21 protein-coding genes and 1 tRNA gene are annotated in these 17,829 nt (G+C 62.2%); 13 read left to right on the forward strand and 9 right to left on the reverse strand.

Annotated elements, in window-relative coordinates; all coding sequences use genetic code 11:
- The first annotated feature begins 224 nt into the window (after positions 1–224).
- From NDO48_RS02685 to NDO48_RS02700, 4 genes are all read left to right on the forward strand, one after another.
- Positions 225–1,133 carry an ABC transporter substrate-binding protein gene (locus NDO48_RS02685; RefSeq protein WP_267320818.1) on the forward strand — a complete coding sequence of 303 codons (909 nt, stop codon included), beginning with the start codon at positions 225–227 and terminating at the stop codon, positions 1,131–1,133.
- A gap of 108 nt (positions 1,134–1,241) precedes the next feature.
- Positions 1,242–2,456 (forward strand): ABC transporter permease, encoded by a 1,215-nt coding sequence (locus NDO48_RS02690; RefSeq protein WP_018427363.1) that lies wholly within the window; start codon positions 1,242–1,244, stop codon positions 2,454–2,456.
- Positions 2,453–3,391 carry an ABC transporter ATP-binding protein gene (locus tag NDO48_RS02695; protein ID WP_267320819.1) on the forward strand — a complete coding sequence of 313 codons (939 nt, stop codon included), beginning with the start codon at positions 2,453–2,455 and terminating at the stop codon, positions 3,389–3,391. Before NDO48_RS02690 ends, NDO48_RS02695 begins: the two co-directional genes overlap by 4 nt.
- Complete coding sequence (locus NDO48_RS02700) at positions 3,388–4,143, forward strand: ABC transporter permease (protein ID WP_267320820.1); 756 nt, start codon at positions 3,388–3,390, stop codon at positions 4,141–4,143. Before NDO48_RS02695 ends, NDO48_RS02700 begins: the two co-directional genes overlap by 4 nt.
- A 27-nt stretch (positions 4,144–4,170) precedes the next feature.
- Here NDO48_RS02700 and NDO48_RS02705 read toward each other — a convergent pair whose 3' ends face one another.
- The gene (locus tag NDO48_RS02705; RefSeq protein WP_267320821.1) at positions 4,171–4,470 is read right to left on the reverse strand and encodes a hypothetical protein; all 300 of its coding nucleotides are present in this window, start codon (positions 4,468–4,470) and stop codon (positions 4,171–4,173) included.
- Here NDO48_RS02705 and NDO48_RS02710 point away from each other — a divergent pair.
- Entirely contained in the window at positions 4,469–4,963 is a 495-nt protein-coding gene (locus NDO48_RS02710; RefSeq protein WP_018427367.1) for a DUF2165 family protein, read from the forward strand. The two genes, NDO48_RS02705 and NDO48_RS02710, sit on opposite strands and share 2 nt — an antisense overlap.
- 197 nt (positions 4,964–5,160) lie before the next feature.
- On the forward strand, positions 5,161–7,308 hold the full coding sequence (locus NDO48_RS02715; RefSeq protein WP_267320822.1) for a sodium-translocating pyrophosphatase: 2,148 nt from the start codon (positions 5,161–5,163) through the stop codon (positions 7,306–7,308).
- Between the two features lie 136 nt (positions 7,309–7,444).
- On the opposite strand, the gene NDO48_RS02720 is transcribed toward NDO48_RS02715, so the two are convergent.
- Entirely contained in the window at positions 7,445–7,978 is a 534-nt protein-coding gene (locus NDO48_RS02720) for an outer membrane protein assembly factor BamE (protein WP_018427369.1), read from the reverse strand.
- Positions 7,979–8,091: 113 nt separating this feature from the next.
- Between NDO48_RS02720 and NDO48_RS02725 the strand changes: the two genes are divergently transcribed.
- The 7 genes from NDO48_RS02725 (at position 8,092) to NDO48_RS02755 (ending at position 12,656) form a co-directional block, all read left to right on the forward strand.
- Positions 8,092–8,634, forward strand: coding sequence for a ubiquinol-cytochrome C chaperone family protein (locus tag NDO48_RS02725; protein WP_018427370.1), 543 nt, complete (start codon positions 8,092–8,094; stop codon positions 8,632–8,634).
- 12 nt (positions 8,635–8,646) lie between these two features.
- A complete protein-coding gene (locus tag NDO48_RS02730; RefSeq protein ID WP_267320823.1) occupies positions 8,647–9,198 on the forward strand; it encodes a YceD family protein in 552 nt (183 codons plus the stop codon).
- Positions 9,199–9,301: 103 nt separating this feature from the next.
- A complete protein-coding gene (gene plsX, locus NDO48_RS02735) occupies positions 9,302–10,369 on the forward strand; it encodes a phosphate acyltransferase PlsX (protein WP_018427372.1) in 1,068 nt (355 codons plus the stop codon).
- Between the two features lie 12 nt (positions 10,370–10,381).
- Positions 10,382–11,353 carry a beta-ketoacyl-ACP synthase III gene (locus NDO48_RS02740; RefSeq protein WP_267320824.1) on the forward strand — a complete coding sequence of 324 codons (972 nt, stop codon included), beginning with the start codon at positions 10,382–10,384 and terminating at the stop codon, positions 11,351–11,353.
- A 129-nt stretch (positions 11,354–11,482) separates the two neighbouring features.
- On the forward strand, positions 11,483–11,806 hold the full coding sequence (locus tag NDO48_RS02745) for an integration host factor subunit alpha (RefSeq protein ID WP_018427374.1): 324 nt from the start codon (positions 11,483–11,485) through the stop codon (positions 11,804–11,806).
- Between the two features lie 111 nt (positions 11,807–11,917).
- On the forward strand, positions 11,918–12,454 hold the full coding sequence (locus NDO48_RS02750) for a MerR family transcriptional regulator (RefSeq protein WP_026227060.1): 537 nt from the start codon (positions 11,918–11,920) through the stop codon (positions 12,452–12,454).
- A gap of 125 nt (positions 12,455–12,579) precedes the next feature.
- Positions 12,580–12,656, forward strand: a tRNA-Pro gene (locus tag NDO48_RS02755).
- A 182-nt stretch (positions 12,657–12,838) separates the two neighbouring features.
- Here NDO48_RS02755 and NDO48_RS02760 read toward each other — a convergent pair.
- The 7 genes from NDO48_RS02760 to NDO48_RS02790 all read right to left on the reverse strand — a co-directional run bounded on the left by NDO48_RS02760 (position 12,839) and on the right by NDO48_RS02790 (position 17,817).
- The gene (locus NDO48_RS02760) at positions 12,839–13,090 is read right to left on the reverse strand and encodes a DUF1344 domain-containing protein (protein ID WP_157632703.1); all 252 of its coding nucleotides are present in this window, start codon (positions 13,088–13,090) and stop codon (positions 12,839–12,841) included.
- Between the two features lie 288 nt (positions 13,091–13,378).
- On the reverse strand, positions 13,379–13,621 hold the full coding sequence (locus NDO48_RS02765; RefSeq protein WP_018427377.1) for a DUF1344 domain-containing protein: 243 nt from the start codon (positions 13,619–13,621) through the stop codon (positions 13,379–13,381).
- 110 nt (positions 13,622–13,731) lie between these two features.
- Positions 13,732–13,971 carry a DUF1344 domain-containing protein gene (locus NDO48_RS02770; RefSeq protein WP_267320825.1) on the reverse strand — a complete coding sequence of 80 codons (240 nt, stop codon included), beginning with the start codon at positions 13,969–13,971 and terminating at the stop codon, positions 13,732–13,734.
- 112 nt (positions 13,972–14,083) lie between these two features.
- Entirely contained in the window at positions 14,084–14,326 is a 243-nt protein-coding gene (locus tag NDO48_RS02775) for a DUF1344 domain-containing protein (RefSeq protein ID WP_018427379.1), read from the reverse strand.
- A gap of 264 nt (positions 14,327–14,590) precedes the next feature.
- Positions 14,591–14,833, reverse strand: coding sequence for a DUF1344 domain-containing protein (locus tag NDO48_RS02780; RefSeq protein WP_267320826.1), 243 nt, complete (start codon positions 14,831–14,833; stop codon positions 14,591–14,593).
- A 213-nt stretch (positions 14,834–15,046) separates the two neighbouring features.
- A complete protein-coding gene (locus tag NDO48_RS02785; RefSeq protein WP_018427381.1) occupies positions 15,047–16,285 on the reverse strand; it encodes an O-antigen ligase family protein in 1,239 nt (412 codons plus the stop codon).
- On the reverse strand, positions 16,282–17,817 hold the full coding sequence (locus NDO48_RS02790; RefSeq protein ID WP_267320827.1) for an undecaprenyl-phosphate glucose phosphotransferase: 1,536 nt from the start codon (positions 17,815–17,817) through the stop codon (positions 16,282–16,284). The genes NDO48_RS02785 and NDO48_RS02790 overlap by 4 nt, the downstream gene beginning before the upstream one ends.
- Between the last annotated feature and the right edge of the window lie 12 nt (positions 17,818–17,829).

Below are 17,829 nucleotides of genomic sequence, written 5' to 3' on the forward strand. Positions count from 1 at the left end.
CCTACAAGAGATGTTCCCTTGCAAAGATTGACGTTGAGATTGCCAATCTCGAGTCAGGCGGCTCCTGACAAGACGTTGTCGGGAGGATGTCCTCCCGATTTTCTTTGATATTCAAAAAAATATTGCGCAGCCCCGGCGCATTGTGAAACCGTGTGCCCCGACGGAAGCTGGGTCGCCATGCTCATATGCGGCCACCGAATCCGAGAATGAGAAGGGGCTTCACCATGTACAAGATATCAATCGCCGCAGCAGTCATCGCGCTTGGCCTGGCCACGGGCGTTGCCAACGCCCAGGTGGTCGTGTCTTCCAAGATCGACACCGAAGGCAGCGTGCTCGGCAACATCATCAAGTCGGTGCTCGACGCCAACAACATCGCCACAACCGACCGCATACAGCTCGGCGCGACACCAGTGGTGCGCAAGGCGATCACAGCAGGCGAGATCGACATCTATCCCGAATACACCGGCAACGCTGGCTTCTTCTTCGAAAAGGCTGACGATCCGGTCTGGAAGGACGCCGCCAAGGGCTTCGAGACCGCCAAGAAGCTCGACTATGATGCCAACAAGATCGTCTGGCTGTCGCCGTCGCCGGCCAACAACACCTGGGCGATCGCGCTGCGCAAGGACGTCGCCGAGACCAACAAGCTCGCCACCCTCAGCGACTTCGGCAAGTATGTCGCCGGTGGCGGCACTGTCGTGCTGGCTGCGTCGTCCGAGTTCGTCAATTCGGCGGCAGCTCTGCCGGCCTTCCAGACGACCTACGGCTTCACGCTCAAGCCAGAACAGCTGATCACCCTGTCGGGTGGCGACACCGCTGCCACTATCGGCGCAGCCGCCAACCAGACCAACGGCGTCAACGCCGCCATGGTCTACGGCACCGATGGCGGCATTGCGCCGTCTGGTCTGGTCGTGCTCGACGACGACAAGGGCGTGCAGCCTGTCTACCAGCCTGCGCCGATCATCCGCGAAGCGGTGCTCAAGCAGCATCCGGAGATCGAGACCCTGCTCAAGCCGGTGTTCGAGAAGCTCGATCTCGTCACGCTTCAGGAACTCAACGGCCGCGTTCAGGTCGGCGGCGAGCCGGCCAAGGCCGTCGCCGAAGATTTCCTGAAGAAGAACGGTTTTCTGAAGTAAGCTTCCCTGGTGCGCCCCATGTACAGCGCCGCGCGTCCTTTTCGGATGTGCTAAGGACGCTGTAGGATAAGGCAATCTGTGCATGGCCCCGAAATCGGTTTCGGGGGCATGCGTCAGGGGGCGCGGCTCAGGAACTGGGGACGCATCGCAGTCGTGAGCATCAGGTTCGACAAACTGGGCGTGTTGATTGCCGCGATTGCTGGTTATGGCGCCTTCGTGGCGCCATTTGCCACTTTCCGGGCCAACCGCATCGTCGCGGGTGAGCCCCGCTCAATCCTCGAGGCCTTGCCGCAGCCATTGGGGCTTCTGCTGCTCGGTATTCTTGTCGCGGCAGCACTTGTCGCCTTGTTTCGCACGCCGCTGGTTCTGCGGCTGGCCGCCGGCGTCTCGGCTCTTGTTGCGCTCGCGGTCCTGGTCGGCGTCGCCGGCGCCTATCTCACGCCCGAGGGTAACACCTTCGCCCGCGTCTCGCCCGCTTCGGGTTTCTGGATCGCAATATTCGCGTTTACGCTGCTGCTTGCCGACGGCCTGACCCGGCTGCAGCTTTCTCCTTTAGGTCGCGTCGCCGTGCTTCTGCTCACTGCTGCGGCCATATGGGCGCTGCTGGCTTCCGGTGGATGGGACAGCCTGTCGATCCTAAAGGAATATGGAAACCGCGCCGACAGCTTCTGGAGCGAGGCAAGGCGCCATGTGACGTTGGCCCTCGGTTCATTGATCGGTGCCGTCGCCGTCGGCCTGCCACTCGGTATCTTCTGCCATCGCGTCGAAGCGTTGCGGGCAGGGGTGCTGAACACCCTCAACATCATCCAGACCATCCCGTCGATCGCCCTGTTTGGCATCCTGATCGCGCCGCTTGGCTGGGTCGCCGCCAACATTCCGGGCGCTGCCGCCATCGGCATCAGGGGCATCGGCGTCGCGCCCGCCTTTGTTGCGCTGTTCCTCTATTCGTTGCTGCCTGTCGTCGCCAACACGGTGGTCGGCCTTGCTGGCGTCCCCAGTGCCGCCAACGATGCGGCTCGCGGCATGGGCATGACCGGCCGGCAGCGGCTGACTGGAGTTGAATTCCCGCTCGCCTTTCCGGTCATCCTGACCGGCATCCGCATAGTGCTCGTCCAGAACATCGGTCTTGCCACGATTGCCGCCCTCATCGGCGGCGGCGGCTTTGGTGTCTTCGTCTTCCAGGGCGTCGGCCAGACGGCGATGGACCTCGTCCTGCTCGGTGCTGTGCCGACAGTGGCGCTGGCCTTTGCCGCCGCCATCCTTCTCGACGCGGTGGTCGAAACCATTGCGACCCGCAAATCCACCGAGGTGGCTGCCGCATGATCGAAATCGAACACATCACCAAGCGCTACGGCGAGACATCAGTCGTCGACGACGTCTCTTTGGTTATCCAGCCGCGCACGATCACGGTCATCGTCGGCACGTCGGGCTCCGGCAAGACCACGCTGCTGCGCATGATCAACCGCCTGGTCGAGCCGACATCGGGAACGATCAAGCTCGACGGTACGGACAATCGCTCGCTGCCTGGCCCGCAGCTGCGCCGCAGCATCGGCTACGCCATCCAGGGCAATGGCCTGTTTCCGCACCGCACGGTGGCGCAGAACATCGCCACTGTGCCGGTTCTGCTCGGCTGGGATGCCGCCCGCATCAAAGCCCGCGTCGATGAGCTGTTGTCGCTGCTGCAACTCGATCCCTTGGCCTTTGGTCCGCGTTATCCGCACGAACTGTCGGGCGGACAGCAACAGCGTGTCGGCGTCGCCCGTGCGCTCGCGGCCGAACCCAACGTGCTCCTGATGGACGAGCCCTTCGGCGCGCTCGACCCCATCATCCGCACCAAGGCGCAGGAAGACCTGCTCGCCATTCAGAAACGTTTCGGCACGACCATCGTGCTCGTCACCCACGATATGGAGGAGGCCGTGCATCTCGGCGACCGCATCGCGGTCATGGATGCGGGCAAGCTCGTGCAATACGCGACCCCGGCCGAAATCCTCGCCCGGCCGGCCAATGGTTTTGTCGAGACGCTGATCGGTGCGTCCGACCGTCCGTTCAAGCTCTTGTCTCTCGGTGAAGTGCGCGACGTCGTCGAGCCGGGCAGGGCTGACGGTAAGGCGATCGACGCCGAAGCCACCCAGCGCGACGCTCTGGCCGAACTGCTCTGGTCCGGCCGCTCGGCAATGCCTGTCGTCGGCGAGGACGGCCGGGCGCTCGGCCGCGTGACGGTCGACGAGCTGCTCAAGCGCGCCGCGAGGCCTGTATGAAGGCTTGGGTTCCCACTGCTCTCAGGCTCATCCTGCTTGCCGTTTTGGTGGCGTTTCTTGTCAATCCGGCATGGTTCGAACCGGTTTTCAAGCCGCTGACGCAGAACGGCGCGCCGGCCATCTACAATCAGGGCAGCCTGATGTCGCTGGCCCTCCAGCACCTGCGCACGGTGGCCATTGCCACCGCCGCGGCTATCGCCGTTGCCGTTTCGCTCGCCATCCTCGTCACGCGTCCCGCCGGTGCCGAGTTTCTACCGCTGTCGCGCAGCCTGGTGAACATCGGCCAGACCTTTCCGCCGGTTGCGGTGCTGGCACTGGCGGTCCCGGCAGTCGGTTTCGGCGAAAAGCCGACCCTGATCGCGCTGTTCCTCTACGGATTGCTGCCGATTTTCGAGAACACTCTGACCGGTCTTACCAGCACGCCTGCCAATGTCGTCGAAGCCGCGCGAGGCGCCGGTATGACCGGCTGGCAGCGCCTGACTCAGATCGAACTGCCGCTGAGCCTGCCGGTCATCCTGGCCGGCATCAGGCTGTCGGTGGTCATCAGTCTCGCCACTGCAACCATCGGCTCTACCGTTGCGGCTAAGACCCTCGGCGAGGTCATAATCGCAGGCCTCCAGTCCAACAACCTCGCCTTTGTGCTGCAGGGCGGCCTGGTCGTGGCGGCGCTCGCCGTGCTGATCTACGATGTCTTGTCGGCTTTGGAGCGCATGGCTGCCAGGCGCATGGGACAGGTGCCTGCGTCAGCCTGAGGTAAATCCTTCTTTGACGCGATTGCCCTAACGCCCGCGCATCGGATGATCGAGCGTGATCTCGAGCCGGCTGCTGCCGGCAGAAAGCACCCAGCGGCGCCTCAGTATGTAGAAGTCGGCGTCTCCGACTGAAACGATATCGCCTGTCTGGCAATCGCCGGAAATCCCCGCGCTGGCAAGCAATGAGGTTAGTCCCTGCCTGTCGGCGTAAGTTTTCGCCGAGGCTGTCAGGGAAATGGTCGCCGCCAGGCCTGTTGCGCCTTTGGCGCGACTCGCTTCTTCATTTGCGGGATGCCCCGATACTTGCTTTTCAGGAGATCTGGCCATGACCTTGCGTCTCTCTAAGATCGTGATGTCCCTTTGCCTTGCGGCATTCGCCTTCCTTGTAGCCTTCGGCAACATCACTGACTACGGCTCCAATTTTGCCTTCGTCCAGCACGTTCTGAGCATGGACACCACCTTCCCGGGCAATGCGCTTATGTATCGCTCGATCACCAGCCCGGCGCTGTGGACCGCTGGCTACTGGCTGATCATCTTCGGCGAGGCGCTCACCTGTGTGCTGTTCCTGATCGCAGCCCTCAGGCTGTGGCAGGCGCGCCATGGCACCGGCAAGGAGTTCAACGACGCCAAGGGTTTTGTCGTCATCGGCGCCACCATGGGCTTTCTGGTCTGGTTCCTCGGATTCATGGTCGTCGGCGGTGAGTGGTTCGCCATGTGGCAGTCGAGCACCTGGAACGGCCAGGAGGCCGCCTTCAAGTTCTACATGACGATGTTGGCCGTGTTGATCTTCGTCAACCAGCCGGATCACGATCTCGCTTGAACTGAATTTGTTGTTTGCGATCAGCTTATTCGGGGCGGGCGGCGAAAGCCGGGACAAAAGCTTGGCGATGTCTTGACGTTCGCTGCCCTGTTTCGGATGGTTGGCGGGAGCGGGGAAGCTGCACATCAAGGCTTGCCTGCCTCATTCACTCGCCCGGGGAGGGGAATTCCGGGCACAATCAGGGAAGAGAATTGGCAATGACAATGCTTTACGTGGTCATCGCCTGCGGCCTGCTTTCTGTCCTTTACGCCATTTGGGCGACGCAGTCGGTGCTCGCATCCGACCAGGGCAATGCACGCATGCAGGAAATCTCTGCTGCCATCCGGGAGGGCGCGCAAGCCTACCTCGCGCGCCAATACACAACCATCGCCATCGTCGGCGTCGTCGTGTTCCTGCTCGCTTGGTGGCTGCTTTCCGCAAGCGCGGCGATCGGCTTTTTGATTGGTGCAGTTCTTTCGGGCGCCGCCGGCTTCATCGGCATGCATGTTTCGGTTCGCGCCAATGTGCGCACGGCACAGGCCGCTTCCAACAGCCTGGCTGCCGGCCTCGACATCGCCTTCAAGTCGGGTGCCATCACCGGCATGCTGGTGGCCGGATTGGCCCTGCTTGGCGTTTCCGTCTACTACTGGGTCCTGACCGGCCCGATGGGGCATGCCCCGGCCGACCGCGCAGTCATCGATTCGCTTGTGGCGCTCGGCTTCGGCGCTTCCCTGATTTCCATCTTCGCCCGCCTCGGTGGCGGCATCTTCACCAAGGGTGCCGACGTCGGTGGCGATCTCGTCGGCAAGGTCGAGGCTGGCATCCCCGAGGATGATCCCCGCAACCCGGCCACCATCGCCGACAACGTCGGCGACAATGTCGGCGACTGCGCCGGCATGGCTGCCGACCTGTTCGAGACCTACGCGGTGACCGTGGTCGCCACCATGGTTCTGGGCGCCATCTTCTTTGGCGGCTCGGCGGTGCTGTCGAGCGTCATGCTCTATCCGCTCGCCATCTGCGGCACCTGTATCATCACCTCCATCGTCGGTACTTTCTTCGTCAAGCTCGGCGCCAACGGCTCGATCATGGGCGCGCTCTACAAGGGCCTGATCGTCACTGGCCTGCTGTCGATCCTTGGCCTCGGTGCAGCGACCTCGCTCACCATCGGCTGGGGCGAGATCGGCACGGCCGGCGGCATCGCCGTCAGCGGCAAGAACCTGTTCATCTGCGGCCTGATCGGCCTTGTGGTGACGGGCCTGATCGTTGTCATCACCGAGTACTACACCGGTACCAACAAGCGCCCGGTCAATTCGATCGCCCAGGCGTCGGTCACCGGTCACGGCACCAACGTTATCCAGGGTTTGGCCGTATCGCTCGAATCGACGGCACTTCCAGCTATCGTCATCGTTGGCGGTATCCTGGCCACGTTCCAGCTTGCCGGCCTGTTCGGCACTGCCATCGCTGTCACCACCATGCTTGGCCTCGCTGGCATGATCGTGGCGCTCGATGCCTTCGGCCCGGTCACCGACAATGCCGGCGGCATCGCCGAAATGTCGGGCCTGCCCAAGGAAGTGCGTCATTCGACCGACGCGCTCGATGCGGTGGGCAATACCACCAAGGCCGTCACCAAGGGTTATGCCATCGGTTCGGCCGGTCTCGGCGCGCTGGTTCTGTTCGCAGCCTACAGCTACGACCTACAGTACTTCGCGGCGAACCCAACACAGTTCCCGTATTTTGCCGACATCGGCACAGTGTCGTTCGATCTGTCCAACCCCTATGTCGTCGCCGGCCTGATCTTCGGTGGCCTGATCCCCTACCTCTTCGGCGGCATTGCGATGACCGCCGTGGGGCGGGCGGCCAGCGCGATCGTCGAGGAGGTGCGCAAGCAGTTCCGCGAGAACCCCGGCATCATGCAGGGCACCGCCAAGCCGAATTACGCGCGCGCCGTCGATCTGCTCACCAAGGCCGCGATCAAGGAGATGATCATCCCGTCGCTGCTGCCGGTGCTGGCTCCGCTCGTCGTCTATTTCGGTGTCCTGCTGATCTCGGGCTCCAAGGCATCCGCCTTTGCGGCGCTCGGCGCTTCGCTGCTCGGCGTCATCGTCAATGGCCTGTTCGTGGCTATCTCGATGACTTCGGGTGGTGGCGCCTGGGACAACGCCAAGAAGTCGTTCGAGGACGGCTTCACCGACAAGGACGGGGTCAAGCATCTGAAGGGGTCAGAGGCTCACAAGGCATCCGTGACCGGCGATACCGTCGGCGACCCCTACAAGGATACGGCCGGTCCTGCCGTGAACCCGGCGATCAAGATCACCAACATCGTCGCACTGCTGCTGCTCGCCGTCCTGGCGCACAGCGGCATCTGACGGTCAAGCCATCCAGGAAAGCCCTGGCCGTGTTGAGCGGTCGGGGCTTCTTCTTTGCCGTTCCGGAAAAGAGAAAACCCGCGGGATTGCTCCCGCGGGTCCTGTTGCCTGAGATTTCTGGAGCCTGCCAGGCGGCTTATGTGCCGCCGAAGATGCTGCTGGCCGCACTCGAGCCCATCTTGCCGGCACCTGCGAGCAGCTGTCCCAGGAAGTTCTGGTCCTTGCCGCCGGTCGGCGTCGTGCGCGAGATGAAGTCGAACACCTTGCCGTCCTGCATGCCGTAATTGGCGATGTTGGTGACGCGACCGTCGGCGCCGAAATAGACGGCCAGCACGCGCTGTTCGATCAACTTCGGCTTGGCGAAAGCGACAGAGCGCTTGCGCGTCTGCGAGATGTAATAGAACACCTCGTTGTCGAAGGTCGCGGTCGTCGACGGCGTACCCAGCGCAAGAAGCACCTGCTCGCGGCTCGAGCCGACAGGCACTGAATCAATCGACTGCTGGTCGATGACATAGCCCTGGGTCAGCGTTTCGCTGGGGGTCAGGTCACCGAAGGTCTTGGACGTATTACACGCCGAAAGCATGGCCGCGGCCGCAATAAGCGAGACCGCGCCGACCGGGCGCAACGAAAATGGCATCTTGAATTTCAGCGCGTGCAACAACAACTCCATCCTGTCGTGCCAGGGGCTCTAGCTTGCGCGAAGCCGCAAAACCGGTAAACCAGCTTGCGTGCCGATGCAACAAGGCCACCTAACGAAACGGGTCCCCGGGAGACCGCCCTCTCATGTTCCAGCGTCTGTTTGGCCGCGAACGCCAAGCCAACCGCGCTATCACCGACGCGCTCTATACACGAATCGTGGCGGCTGCGCGGCAGGAACCATTTTATTCTGCATGGAATGTACCTGACACGCCGCTCGGACGTTTCGAGATGCTTTCCCTGCATATGTTTCTGTTTCAGGACCGGCTTCGCGGCGAGCCGGGGGCTTCCGCCGAGATCGCCCAGCGGCTGATCGACGAGTTTTTCCTCGACGTCGATCATTCCCTGCGCGAGCTCGGCATCAGCGACACCGGCGTTCCCAAGCGGATGAAAAAGCTTGCGAAAATGTTCTACGGGCGGACGCAATCCTACAAGGATGCGCTGGAGCGCGACGATCATGCTGCACTTGCTGCGGCCCTCATGCGCAATGTACGGCCTGACGCCACCGAATGGCCCGAAGCGGCTGCGCTGGCGAGCTATGTGCTCGAGGCGAATCGCGTGCTTTCGGCTCAGCCATCCGAGGACATCTGTGCCGGCAACCTTATATATCCGGCACCACAGGCAGCCTGAAGGAGGCCACCCATGCACCATGTCGAAATCAAGAGCCCGGTGTCCTTCCCGGTCAACGTCGCACGCCTGCCGCAAAAGGGCACGACCGTCGTCGTCGAAGCAACTGAGGCGCAGCGCGCCGCACTTGCCGAAGAGCACGATCTTCTCTCCGTCGAGCGCTACCATGCCGAACTGCTCGTCACCAAATGGAAGCGCAACGGCGTCAAGGTTCGCGGCCGCGTCGAGGCCCGGATCACCCAGGCCTGCATCGTCACCCTCGATCCGGTCGAGGCAGTGATCGACGAAGAGGTCGAGGGTGTGTTCCTGCCTGAGGATTCGAAGCTTGCCAGGCACGGGTTCAATGCCGCAGGCGAAATCCTGCTCGACGCCGAGGGGCCGGACAGTCCGGAAACCTTCACCGGCGACACGATCGATGCCGGCGCGCTGGCAGAGGAATTCTTCGGCCTGGCGATCGATCCCTATCCGCGCAAGACGGGCGCTTCCGTGGCGACCGCCGGCGACGATATCGAGCCGGTCGAGAGCGAATTCCAGAAAAAGCTCCGTCTTATTTCCAAGAAGCTTTGAAAACGGCCCGCGTTTCGCGTAATCCCGGTTGTGCGGTCATTCAAAACCGCTATTTTCGCCGGACTTTTGCGTGCCCCTACGCCAACAGTGAGATGACCGACGCGTGATCAAGATTTCCATTGATGCCATGGGCGGCGACCACGGACCTTCCGTGATCATTCCCGCGCTGGCCAAGGTTGCCATCAGGCGCAGCGACATTCGCTTCATCATCTATGGCCGCGAGGAACTGGTCCGTCCCGAACTCGCCAAGCAGCCAAGGCTCGCCGCCGTCAGCGAGTTCGTGCACTGCGAGGTTTCCGTGCGCATGGACGACAAGCCGAGCCAGGCCCTGCGCCACGGCCGCTGGAAGTCGTCGATGTGGAAGGCCATCGAGGCGGTCAAGTCGGGCACGGCTGACGCCTGCGTTTCCGCCGGCAACACCGGCGCGCTGATGGCGATGTCCAAGTTCTGCCTGCGCACTATGGCGACCATCGACCGTCCCGCGATTGCTGCCCTTTGGCCGACGACGCGCGGCGAGAGCGTCGTGCTCGACGTAGGCGCCACCATCGGTGCCGACGCGCATCAGCTTATCGATTTCGCCATCCTCGGCACGGGCATGGCGCGCGCCCTGTTCGGCGTCGAGCGGCCGACCGTCGGCCTGCTCAATGTCGGGGTCGAAGAGATCAAGGGCCAGGAAGAGGTCAAGGAAGCCGGGCGCATGCTGCGCGAGGCCAACATGGCGTCGATGAGCTACCAGGGTTTCGTCGAAGGCGACGACATCGGCAAGGGCGTCACCGACGTCGTCGTGACCGAAGGCTTCTCCGGCAATATCGCGCTCAAGACCGCCGAGGGAACGGCGCGCCAGATCGCCGGCTATCTGCGCGAGGCGATGAGCCGGACGCTGATGGCCAAGATCGGCTACATCTTCGCCAAGGGCGCTTTCGACCGCTTGCGCGAAAAGATGGACGTGCGTCGTGCCAATGGCGGCGTGTTTCTTGGGCTCAACGGCATCGTGGTGAAAAGCCATGGCGGTGCCGACGAGGATGGCTTCGCCGCGGCCATCGAAATGGCCTATGATATGGTGCGCAACCGGCTGCTCGACCGCATCGAGGCAGATCTTGACCTGTTTCACGCACGCAACCCGCATGCCGCGATGGGCCGTCCCACCGCTGCGGTCGAAGATCAGGAATAGGATTTTTTCAACGTGATCAGATCAGTTGTGCGCGGCATTGGTTCGGCGCTGCCCCGCCGCATCATGAAGAACGCAGATTTTGAAGGCATGGTCGAGACCTCGGACGAGTGGATCGCCCAGCGCACGGGCATCCGCCAGCGCCACATCGCTGCCGACGACGAAACGACAGCATCGCTGGGTGAGGCTGCGGCGCGTGCCGCGCTCGAAAACGCTGGCCTGACGCCGGACGACATCGACCTGATCGTGCTCGCCACCTCGACACCCAATAACACCTTCCCGGCAACCGCCGTCGAGATCCAGAACCGGCTCGGCATGCGCCATGGCTTCGCCTTCGACATGCAGGCGGTGTGCAGCGGCTTCGTCTATGCCGTCACCACGGCCGACCTCTACATCAAGGGCGGCTTGGCCAAGCGCGTGCTGGTCATCGGCGCCGAAACCTTCTCGCGCATCCTCGACTGGAGCGATCGCTCCACCTGCGTGCTGTTCGGCGATGGCGCCGGCGCGCTGGTGCTCGAGGCCGAGCAAGGCGATGGCACCATCGCCGACCGTGGCGTGCTGGCGGCCAGCCTGCGCTCGGACGGCGTCCACAAGGACAAGCTTTATGTCGACGGTGGCCCGTCGACGACAGGCACTGTCGGCCATCTGAAGATGGAAGGCCGCGAGGTCTTCAAGCATGCCGTGGGCATGATCACCGACGTGATCGAGGACGTTTTCGCCCAGACCGGCGTCTCCGCCGAGACACTGGACTGGTTCGTTCCGCATCAGGCCAACAAGCGCATCATCGACGCTTCGGCCAAGAAACTAGGCATTGCCGATGAAAAGGCCGTGGTCACCGTTCATATGCACGGCAACACCTCGGCGGCGTCGGTACCGCTCGCACTTTCGGTTGCGGTGGCCGATGGGCGCATCAAGAAGGGCGACCTCGTGATGCTCGAAGCCATGGGCGGCGGCTTCACCTGGGGTGCAGTGCTCGTCCGCTGGTGATTTGGGCCGCAAAGGCCTCAATTTGATACTTGCCCGAAGGTCATGGCATCGGTCCTTGACCTTGACGTTTCAACGACTTAACCTCCGGCGCGTTTGCTAAATCGTTGTTTTTGGGGATTGGACCGTCGCATGGGGGGAAAGACACTTACGCGTGCCGACCTCGCCGAGTCCGTTTATCGGAAAGTCGGCCTTTCACGTACCGAGTCGGCACAGCTCGTGGAAACGGTTCTTGACGAGATTTGTGAGGCAATTGTTCGCGGTGAGACAGTGAAACTGTCGTCCTTCGCCACCTTTCATGTCCGGGACAAGAATGAGCGTATCGGTCGCAACCCCAAGACCGGCGAGGAAGTGCCGATCCTGCCGCGCCGGGTGATGACGTTCAAGGCATCCAACGTGCTGAAAAGCCGTATCCTGCGGGCGCACCAGGGGCCCAAGGCCAAGGGCGGCAAGTAGCAGTTTCTGATGCTATCCGGTTGACAGCCTGGCGCTTCCGCAGCGCCGGGCTTGAATGTTTTTGCGCAAACCGCTGAAATGAATCACGAATCGTTTGCGAAAGTGGCGACCATGGACAAGAGCCCCGACGCCTTCCGCACCATCAGCGAAGTGGCCGAAGATCTGGACTTGCCGCAGCATGTGCTGCGCTTCTGGGAAACCCGTTTCACCCAGATCAAGCCGATGAAGCGCGGCGGCGGCCGGCGCTACTATCGCCCGCAGGATGTCGAGCTGATCAAGGGCATCCGCCACATGCTCTACGAGCAGGGCTACACCATCAAGGGCGTGCAGAAGCTGTTGCGCGACAATGGCAACCAGTTCCTCGTCGCCATCGGCAACGGCGACATGAAGGCTGTTGAGGCTATTGCCCAGCGCAAGGCAGCCGAAGCGCCGCTCACCCCGGCCGCCCAGCCGCGCACCGACGAGGAAATGCTGGTGGGCGAGGCGCGGGCCAAGCCCAGCCGGCGTTTCTTCGGTCTCGGCAAGGGGGACGACGAAGGGCCTGTTCCCGCCGATTCGGGCAAGCTTTCGCGCGACAATAGGGCGTTGCTGCAGGAGGCTCTTTTCGACCTTCTCGAGTGCAAGCGCCTGCTCGATCAGGTGCGCTGAGGCGGCCTTCCGCAGCGCTCCTGGCCTTTGTCCGCAGGCCGGTTTCGACAATGAACAAGATTGGCGGAAAAGCTGCCGAATTGGGTTGACCGCGACGTCATAATCAAGGTAGATCGCGGCCGGTCCGGAGTGTAGCGCAGCCCGGTAGCGCACTTGACTGGGGGTCAAGGGGTCGTCGGTTCGAATCCGGCCACTCCGACCATTTTTCCCTTCCCCTGATTTCTTCCTGATGAAAATCCGACTTGAGCGGGCGGCTAGAGCCGCCGCCATGTCGGCCTGTCTTCTTTGAAACGCTGGTATCTCAAATAGAGAACGCCACGGACGGGGAGGGCGTCCGTGGCGTTGTTGGTGTGGCAAGGCGCGCCTTCGGCGCGTCGCCTGGCATCACATTGCGTGGCCTACAAGAACGTAGTCGATCTTGGCGCCATTATCGTGCTCGGAGATCGCCACCTTCTTGCCGGCGGCAATGTTGGTCGGGATCGCAACGTCCATCGGGATGGTGTAGCTTTCGCCGTCCTTGAGCGTGATGACGCGGGTATGCGGGTTGAACTTGGCGACGACACCGTCGACTTCCGAGGCCATGGCTGCACCCGACATGAGGGCGAGAGCGGCGGCTGCAAGAACAAACTTTCTCATCGTACTTCTCCTGTTTGCTTATCTTCGAAGCGTTGGGTCATTGTTTCCATTGCTTGACGATAAATAAACGGGCGGCTGGGCGAATGGTTACATGCTGTTCGGTAAACTCGATACACAACTCATTCACGCTTTATTGTGATTGCTGCGATGCAACCAAACCGGAGTGCAAAGGCGAATCCGGAGGGGAACGGGGCGATGTTCCGTGGGGCATGAATTAAAAAAAACGCCACGGAGAGGCCCCGTGGCGTTTCTTGTCGGTGTCACCGGCGTTGCGCCGGTCGGCGTTGATCAGAGCGACTTCAAAACGCCCGTAACACGGTCGCCGTCGCTGTTGAGCTGGATCGATACCTTCTCGCCGTTCTGGATCGAGGGCACCGCCACGTCACGCGGAATGGTATAGCTCTGGCCGTTGTCGAGGGTGATGACGCGGACGTCGCTGTTGTACTTGGCAACGGTGCCGTCGGTCGATGACGCCAGGGCAGCGCCCGACATCAGGGCGAGGGCTGAGGCAGCGAGGATGAGCTTCTTCATTTTGGTAGTCCTTTGTTTGGTGGAGCGCGGACATCGCTTGTTCAGGCGTCACGCGCTCTGGGGGGCGGCGATCGTGGGAGGGCGATCGTCGTCGGGAAGAAACGGATGGCTTACAGCGACTTCAGGACGGTGGTGACACGGTCGCCTTCGCCGTTGAGCAGGATCGTTACCTTCTCGCCGGTCGAGATCGACGGCACGGCAACATCACGCGGGACCGTGTAGCTCTTGCCGTCGTCGAGGGTGATGACCCGGGCCTCGCTGTTGTACTTGGCGACGATGCCATCGTTGGAGGCAAGCGCTGCACCAGACATCATGGCGAGGGCCGAAGCGGCGAGGATGAGCTTCTTCATTTTGGTATTCCTTTCGTTTGGTCGAGCGCGGACGTCGCTTGTTCAGGCGTCACGCGCTCTGGGGGGGCAGCAATCGTGGGAGGGCGATTGCCGTTGGGGAGAAATGGTTGGCTTACATCGACTTCAGGACGGTGGTGACGCGGTCGCCTTCGCCGTTGAGCAGGATCGTTACCTTCTCGCCGGCCGAAATCGACGGCACGGCCACGTCGCGCGGGATGGTGTAGCTCTGGCCATTCTCGAGCGTGATGACGCGGACATCGCTGTTGTATTTGGCGACGATGCCGTCGGCGGACGAAGCCAGGGCGGCGCCCGACATAAGAGCGAGGGCCGTGGCAGCAAGGATGATCTTCTTCATGTCAAAGTACCTTTCATTTTCGAACAGCGGCGGCTGTCTTTTGTCTGGTCGCTTCGCCTCCGCTTTGCGGCAGGTCCTGGCGCCATGGGCCGTCTTGCTGTTCGCCTTTCTTGGGGGATGCCGGCACGAGTTCGACTTTTCCCGCTCCTTGCGGGGCGAGTTGTCTATCCGTGCCGGGTAGTTGGGAGCCGGGGGTGGGAGGTTCCGCGGCCCCTTGACTTGGGAGGTTAGGGAGACTGTCTGGAAAGAGAGGCTTGATAGCCGTTACAGCGACTTCAGCACGCCCGTCACGCGGTCGCCTTCGCCGTTGAGCTGGATCGAGACCTTCTCGCCAGTTCGGATCGAGGGCATAGCAACGTCACGCGGTACGGTGTAGCTGTTGCCGTTTTCGAGAGTAATGACGCGGGTGTCGGCATTAAATTTGTCAATAACACCGTCAGTAGAAGATGCAAAAGCGGCTCCTGACATCATGGTGATGGCTGCAGCGGCAAGGATGATCTTCTTCATGTTCGTATTCCTTTCATCGGTCGTTAGCGCGACCGGATTTTTATTCCGTCTGTTCGCTTACAGGTTTTAGATAGGCGCCTATCTTTCGAATTACCATGGGTGGGACAGTCACTCTGATTCACAAAACGGTCACGGCGATGTGAGCCGGCAAATCGGTGCCGGACCGTTCACAAAACGGACGGGATGTGAGCAATGGCCGCGCGCGACGGAGACTCAGGCAACCTGCCGGGCGAGCCTGTGCTGATGGCGGGTCTCAAGCGCAATCGCGCCCCAGATCAGGCCGAGCAGCAGGTAGAAATGGCGCCAGTGGTCCGTGTCGATCACGGAGCCGAGTGCGATATGGCCGATGAGGACGACATAGGCAGAGAGCAGGTAGGGCTGCCACGGCCGGTCACGCAAAAGGATGCGGAAGCCTGCCGCCACAGTCCACACGATCATGGTCAGCCACGACGCGAAACCCAGCCAGCCATAATCCATCAGGGCCTTGAGCCAGATGTTGTGGGTGTCCTCTCCATAGATCTGGCCGAAAACGAGCGGGCCGATGCCGAAGGGATTTTCGGTGGCGAGCATGAAACCGATGCCATAGCGGGCAAAACGGCCGACGCGTGCGCCGTCATAGTCCTGCACCAGCTTGGCGCGCGTCGTGAACAGCTCGCCGATGCTGGGGATCTGCAGGACGATCAGCAGTGCCACTGCGAGCAATGCGACTGCGGCGATGCTCATGATGACCACACGCAGCCGGAACCTGCCGCTGTTGCTCTGCAGGAAGAGGAAGCCGGTCAGCAGGATCGCCGAAGCGCCGAACAGGCCCCATGCGCCGCGCGAGAAAGACAGGAATATGCCGCCGGTGACGATCAGCAGCGGCACTGCATAGAATGCCATCTTGGCCGGGTTGCCGGTCAGGACGCGATAGAGCAGGTAGACACCAGGCAAGGTGAGATAGGGGCCGAACACGTTCGGATCCTGGAAGGCGCCGGCGGCGCGCCCGAACTTGGTGAACATGTCCGCGCCCGGCACCGCGCCGAAATAGCCGAGAATGCCGAGCAGCGACGTCACTACGGCCGCCGTCATCCACGACAGGAAGATGACGCGATAGAGCCTGGGGTCGGCGGCGGTGACCGCGGCGAAGAAGATGGCCGTGAAGGCGAGGAACAGCGACACCGCCAGGTAGAGCGGCGTGCTCATCAGGTTTTCCATCTGCGTCATGGAAATCATGCCGCCGATATTGAAGGTGACGAGCAGAACGACCAGCGGCGCGATGGCGCCCGGTATGCGCAGGCCAAACAGCGCCCAGATGGCGATCAGGACGGCCATGTAGATTTCGTAAGGCGCCGGCTCGCGGATGACGAAGCCGGACAGCAGCACGCCAAGGGCAATCGCACCCGTCGAGATCAGGCTGATCAGCTTGGCGTTGACGGCCGCTCGCGGCAGCTCATAAGCGATCGCGCTCAATAGGCGTTTTCCGTGTTGAGCAGCCGGATCGGCGTCAGGAACAGGATTTTGATGTCGAACCAGAGCGACCAGTTCTCGATGTAATAGAGGTCGAGTTCGGTGCGCTTACGGATTTTCTCGTCGGTGTCCATCTCGCCGCGCCAGCCATTGATCTGCGCCCAGCCGGTGACGCCTGGCTTGACCTTGTGGCGGGCGAAATAGCCGTCGACCACCTCGTTGTAGAGCAGGTTGTGCGACTGCGCCGCCACCGCATGCGGACGCGGCCCGACCAGCGACAGGCTGCCGAACAGCGAATTGAAGAACTGCGGCAGCTCGTCGATCGAGGTCTTGCGGATGAAGCGGCCGACGCGGGTGACGCGCGGGTCGTTCTTGGTCACAGACTTGCGGGCGGTCGGATCGGACTGGTCCGCATACATCGAGCGGAACTTGTAGACCTCGATGACCTCGTTGTTGAAGCCGTGGCGCTTCTGCTTGAACAGCACCGGACCCTTGCTGTCGAGCTTGATGGCAATCGCGGTCGCCAGCATGACCGGCGAGAAGGCGACGATGCCAAGCAGGCTGAAGAGGATGTCGAAGGCGCGCTTGGCAACCGAATCCCAGTCGTTGATCGGTTTGTCGAAGATGTCGAGCATCGGCACCGCGCCGATGAAGGAGTATGAGCGCGGCCGGAACTGCAGCTGGTTGGAATGCGCTGAAAGCCGGATGTCGACAGGCAGCACCCAGAGTTTCTTCAGCAACTGCAGCACCCGGGTCTCAGCCGTCAGCGGCAGCGATACGATCAGCATGTCGATGCGGGCGATGCGGGCGAACTCGAGCAGCTCCGACACCGTGCCGAGCTTGGGATAGCCGGCGACGATAGGCGGTGAGCGGCGGTTGTCGCGGTCGTCGAAGATGCCGCAGATTCGGATGTCGTTGAACGGCTGCTGCTCGATCGAGCGGATCAGCACTTCGGCTGCCTGGCCGCCGCCGACGATGACGGCGCGGCGCTCCATACGCCCGTTGCGCGCCCAGCGTCTGATGACGCGCGCGACAATGAGGCGAAGCCCCACCAGAAGCACGATACCTGCGGCAAACCACGCGCCGAAGATCAGGCGCGAAAAGTCCTCGGATACTTTCATGAAGAAGGCGGCAACGGCCATCATGGCGAAGGTGCCAACCCAGCACAGCAGCGCCCGTCCGAGGGCGGAGCCGGGCTTCAGCAGCGATTGCAACTGATAGCAGTCGGCGATTTCGAGGAAAATCACCGTTGCCAGGGACGCGGTCAGGATGACGACGGGGTATTGCCAGCCGAGGTGGCCGAGGAAGCCGAGATAATAGATGTAGATGAGGAAGCCTGACGTGAGCAGCAGCCCGAATTCGATCAGCCGCACCCCGCCGCTGACCATGACCGGGGACATGGTGTCGCGCCGGTACTGCGCCGCCACTTCCTGGGCGACCTTGCTCAGCGAGGCCGCGCCTTCCTTCTTGCCGTCGTCGCTGGCGGCCTTGACCGCTTCGGCGGTGAAGCGATGCGCTGGATCTTTTTCGGTCATCGTCATCGATCT

The organism is Aminobacter sp. MET-1, assembly GCF_026521175.1.
In the GTDB taxonomy this organism is placed as follows: Bacteria; Pseudomonadota; Alphaproteobacteria; order Rhizobiales; family Rhizobiaceae; genus Aminobacter.

Coding starts and splice junctions, on each gene's coding strand:
- NDO48_RS02685 (WP_267320818.1), top strand. CDS start 225: ATGTACAAGATATCAATCGCCGCAGCAGTCATCGCGCTTGGCCTGGCC.
- NDO48_RS02690 (WP_018427363.1), top strand. CDS start 1,242: ATGCGTCAGGGGGCGCGGCTCAGGAACTGGGGACGCATCGCAGTCGTG.
- NDO48_RS02695 (WP_267320819.1), top strand. CDS start 2,453: ATGATCGAAATCGAACACATCACCAAGCGCTACGGCGAGACATCAGTC.
- NDO48_RS02700 (WP_267320820.1), top strand. CDS start 3,388: ATGAAGGCTTGGGTTCCCACTGCTCTCAGGCTCATCCTGCTTGCCGTT.
- NDO48_RS02710 (WP_018427367.1), top strand. CDS start 4,469: ATGACCTTGCGTCTCTCTAAGATCGTGATGTCCCTTTGCCTTGCGGCA.
- NDO48_RS02705 (WP_267320821.1), bottom strand. CDS start 4,470: ATGGCCAGATCTCCTGAAAAGCAAGTATCGGGGCATCCCGCAAATGAA.
- NDO48_RS02715 (WP_267320822.1), top strand. CDS start 5,161: ATGACAATGCTTTACGTGGTCATCGCCTGCGGCCTGCTTTCTGTCCTT.
- NDO48_RS02720 (WP_018427369.1), bottom strand. CDS start 7,978: ATGGAGTTGTTGTTGCACGCGCTGAAATTCAAGATGCCATTTTCGTTG.
- NDO48_RS02725 (WP_018427370.1), top strand. CDS start 8,092: ATGTTCCAGCGTCTGTTTGGCCGCGAACGCCAAGCCAACCGCGCTATC.
- NDO48_RS02730 (WP_267320823.1), top strand. CDS start 8,647: ATGCACCATGTCGAAATCAAGAGCCCGGTGTCCTTCCCGGTCAACGTC.
- NDO48_RS02745 (WP_018427374.1), top strand. CDS start 11,483: ATGGGGGGAAAGACACTTACGCGTGCCGACCTCGCCGAGTCCGTTTAT.
- NDO48_RS02750 (WP_026227060.1), top strand. CDS start 11,918: ATGGACAAGAGCCCCGACGCCTTCCGCACCATCAGCGAAGTGGCCGAA.
- NDO48_RS02760 (WP_157632703.1), bottom strand. CDS start 13,090: ATGAGAAAGTTTGTTCTTGCAGCCGCCGCTCTCGCCCTCATGTCGGGT.
- NDO48_RS02765 (WP_018427377.1), bottom strand. CDS start 13,621: ATGAAGAAGCTCATCCTCGCTGCCTCAGCCCTCGCCCTGATGTCGGGC.
- NDO48_RS02770 (WP_267320825.1), bottom strand. CDS start 13,971: ATGAAGAAGCTCATCCTCGCCGCTTCGGCCCTCGCCATGATGTCTGGT.
- NDO48_RS02775 (WP_018427379.1), bottom strand. CDS start 14,326: ATGAAGAAGATCATCCTTGCTGCCACGGCCCTCGCTCTTATGTCGGGC.
- NDO48_RS02780 (WP_267320826.1), bottom strand. CDS start 14,833: ATGAAGAAGATCATCCTTGCCGCTGCAGCCATCACCATGATGTCAGGA.
- NDO48_RS02790 (WP_267320827.1), bottom strand. CDS start 17,817: ATGACCGAAAAAGATCCAGCGCATCGCTTCACCGCCGAAGCGGTCAAG.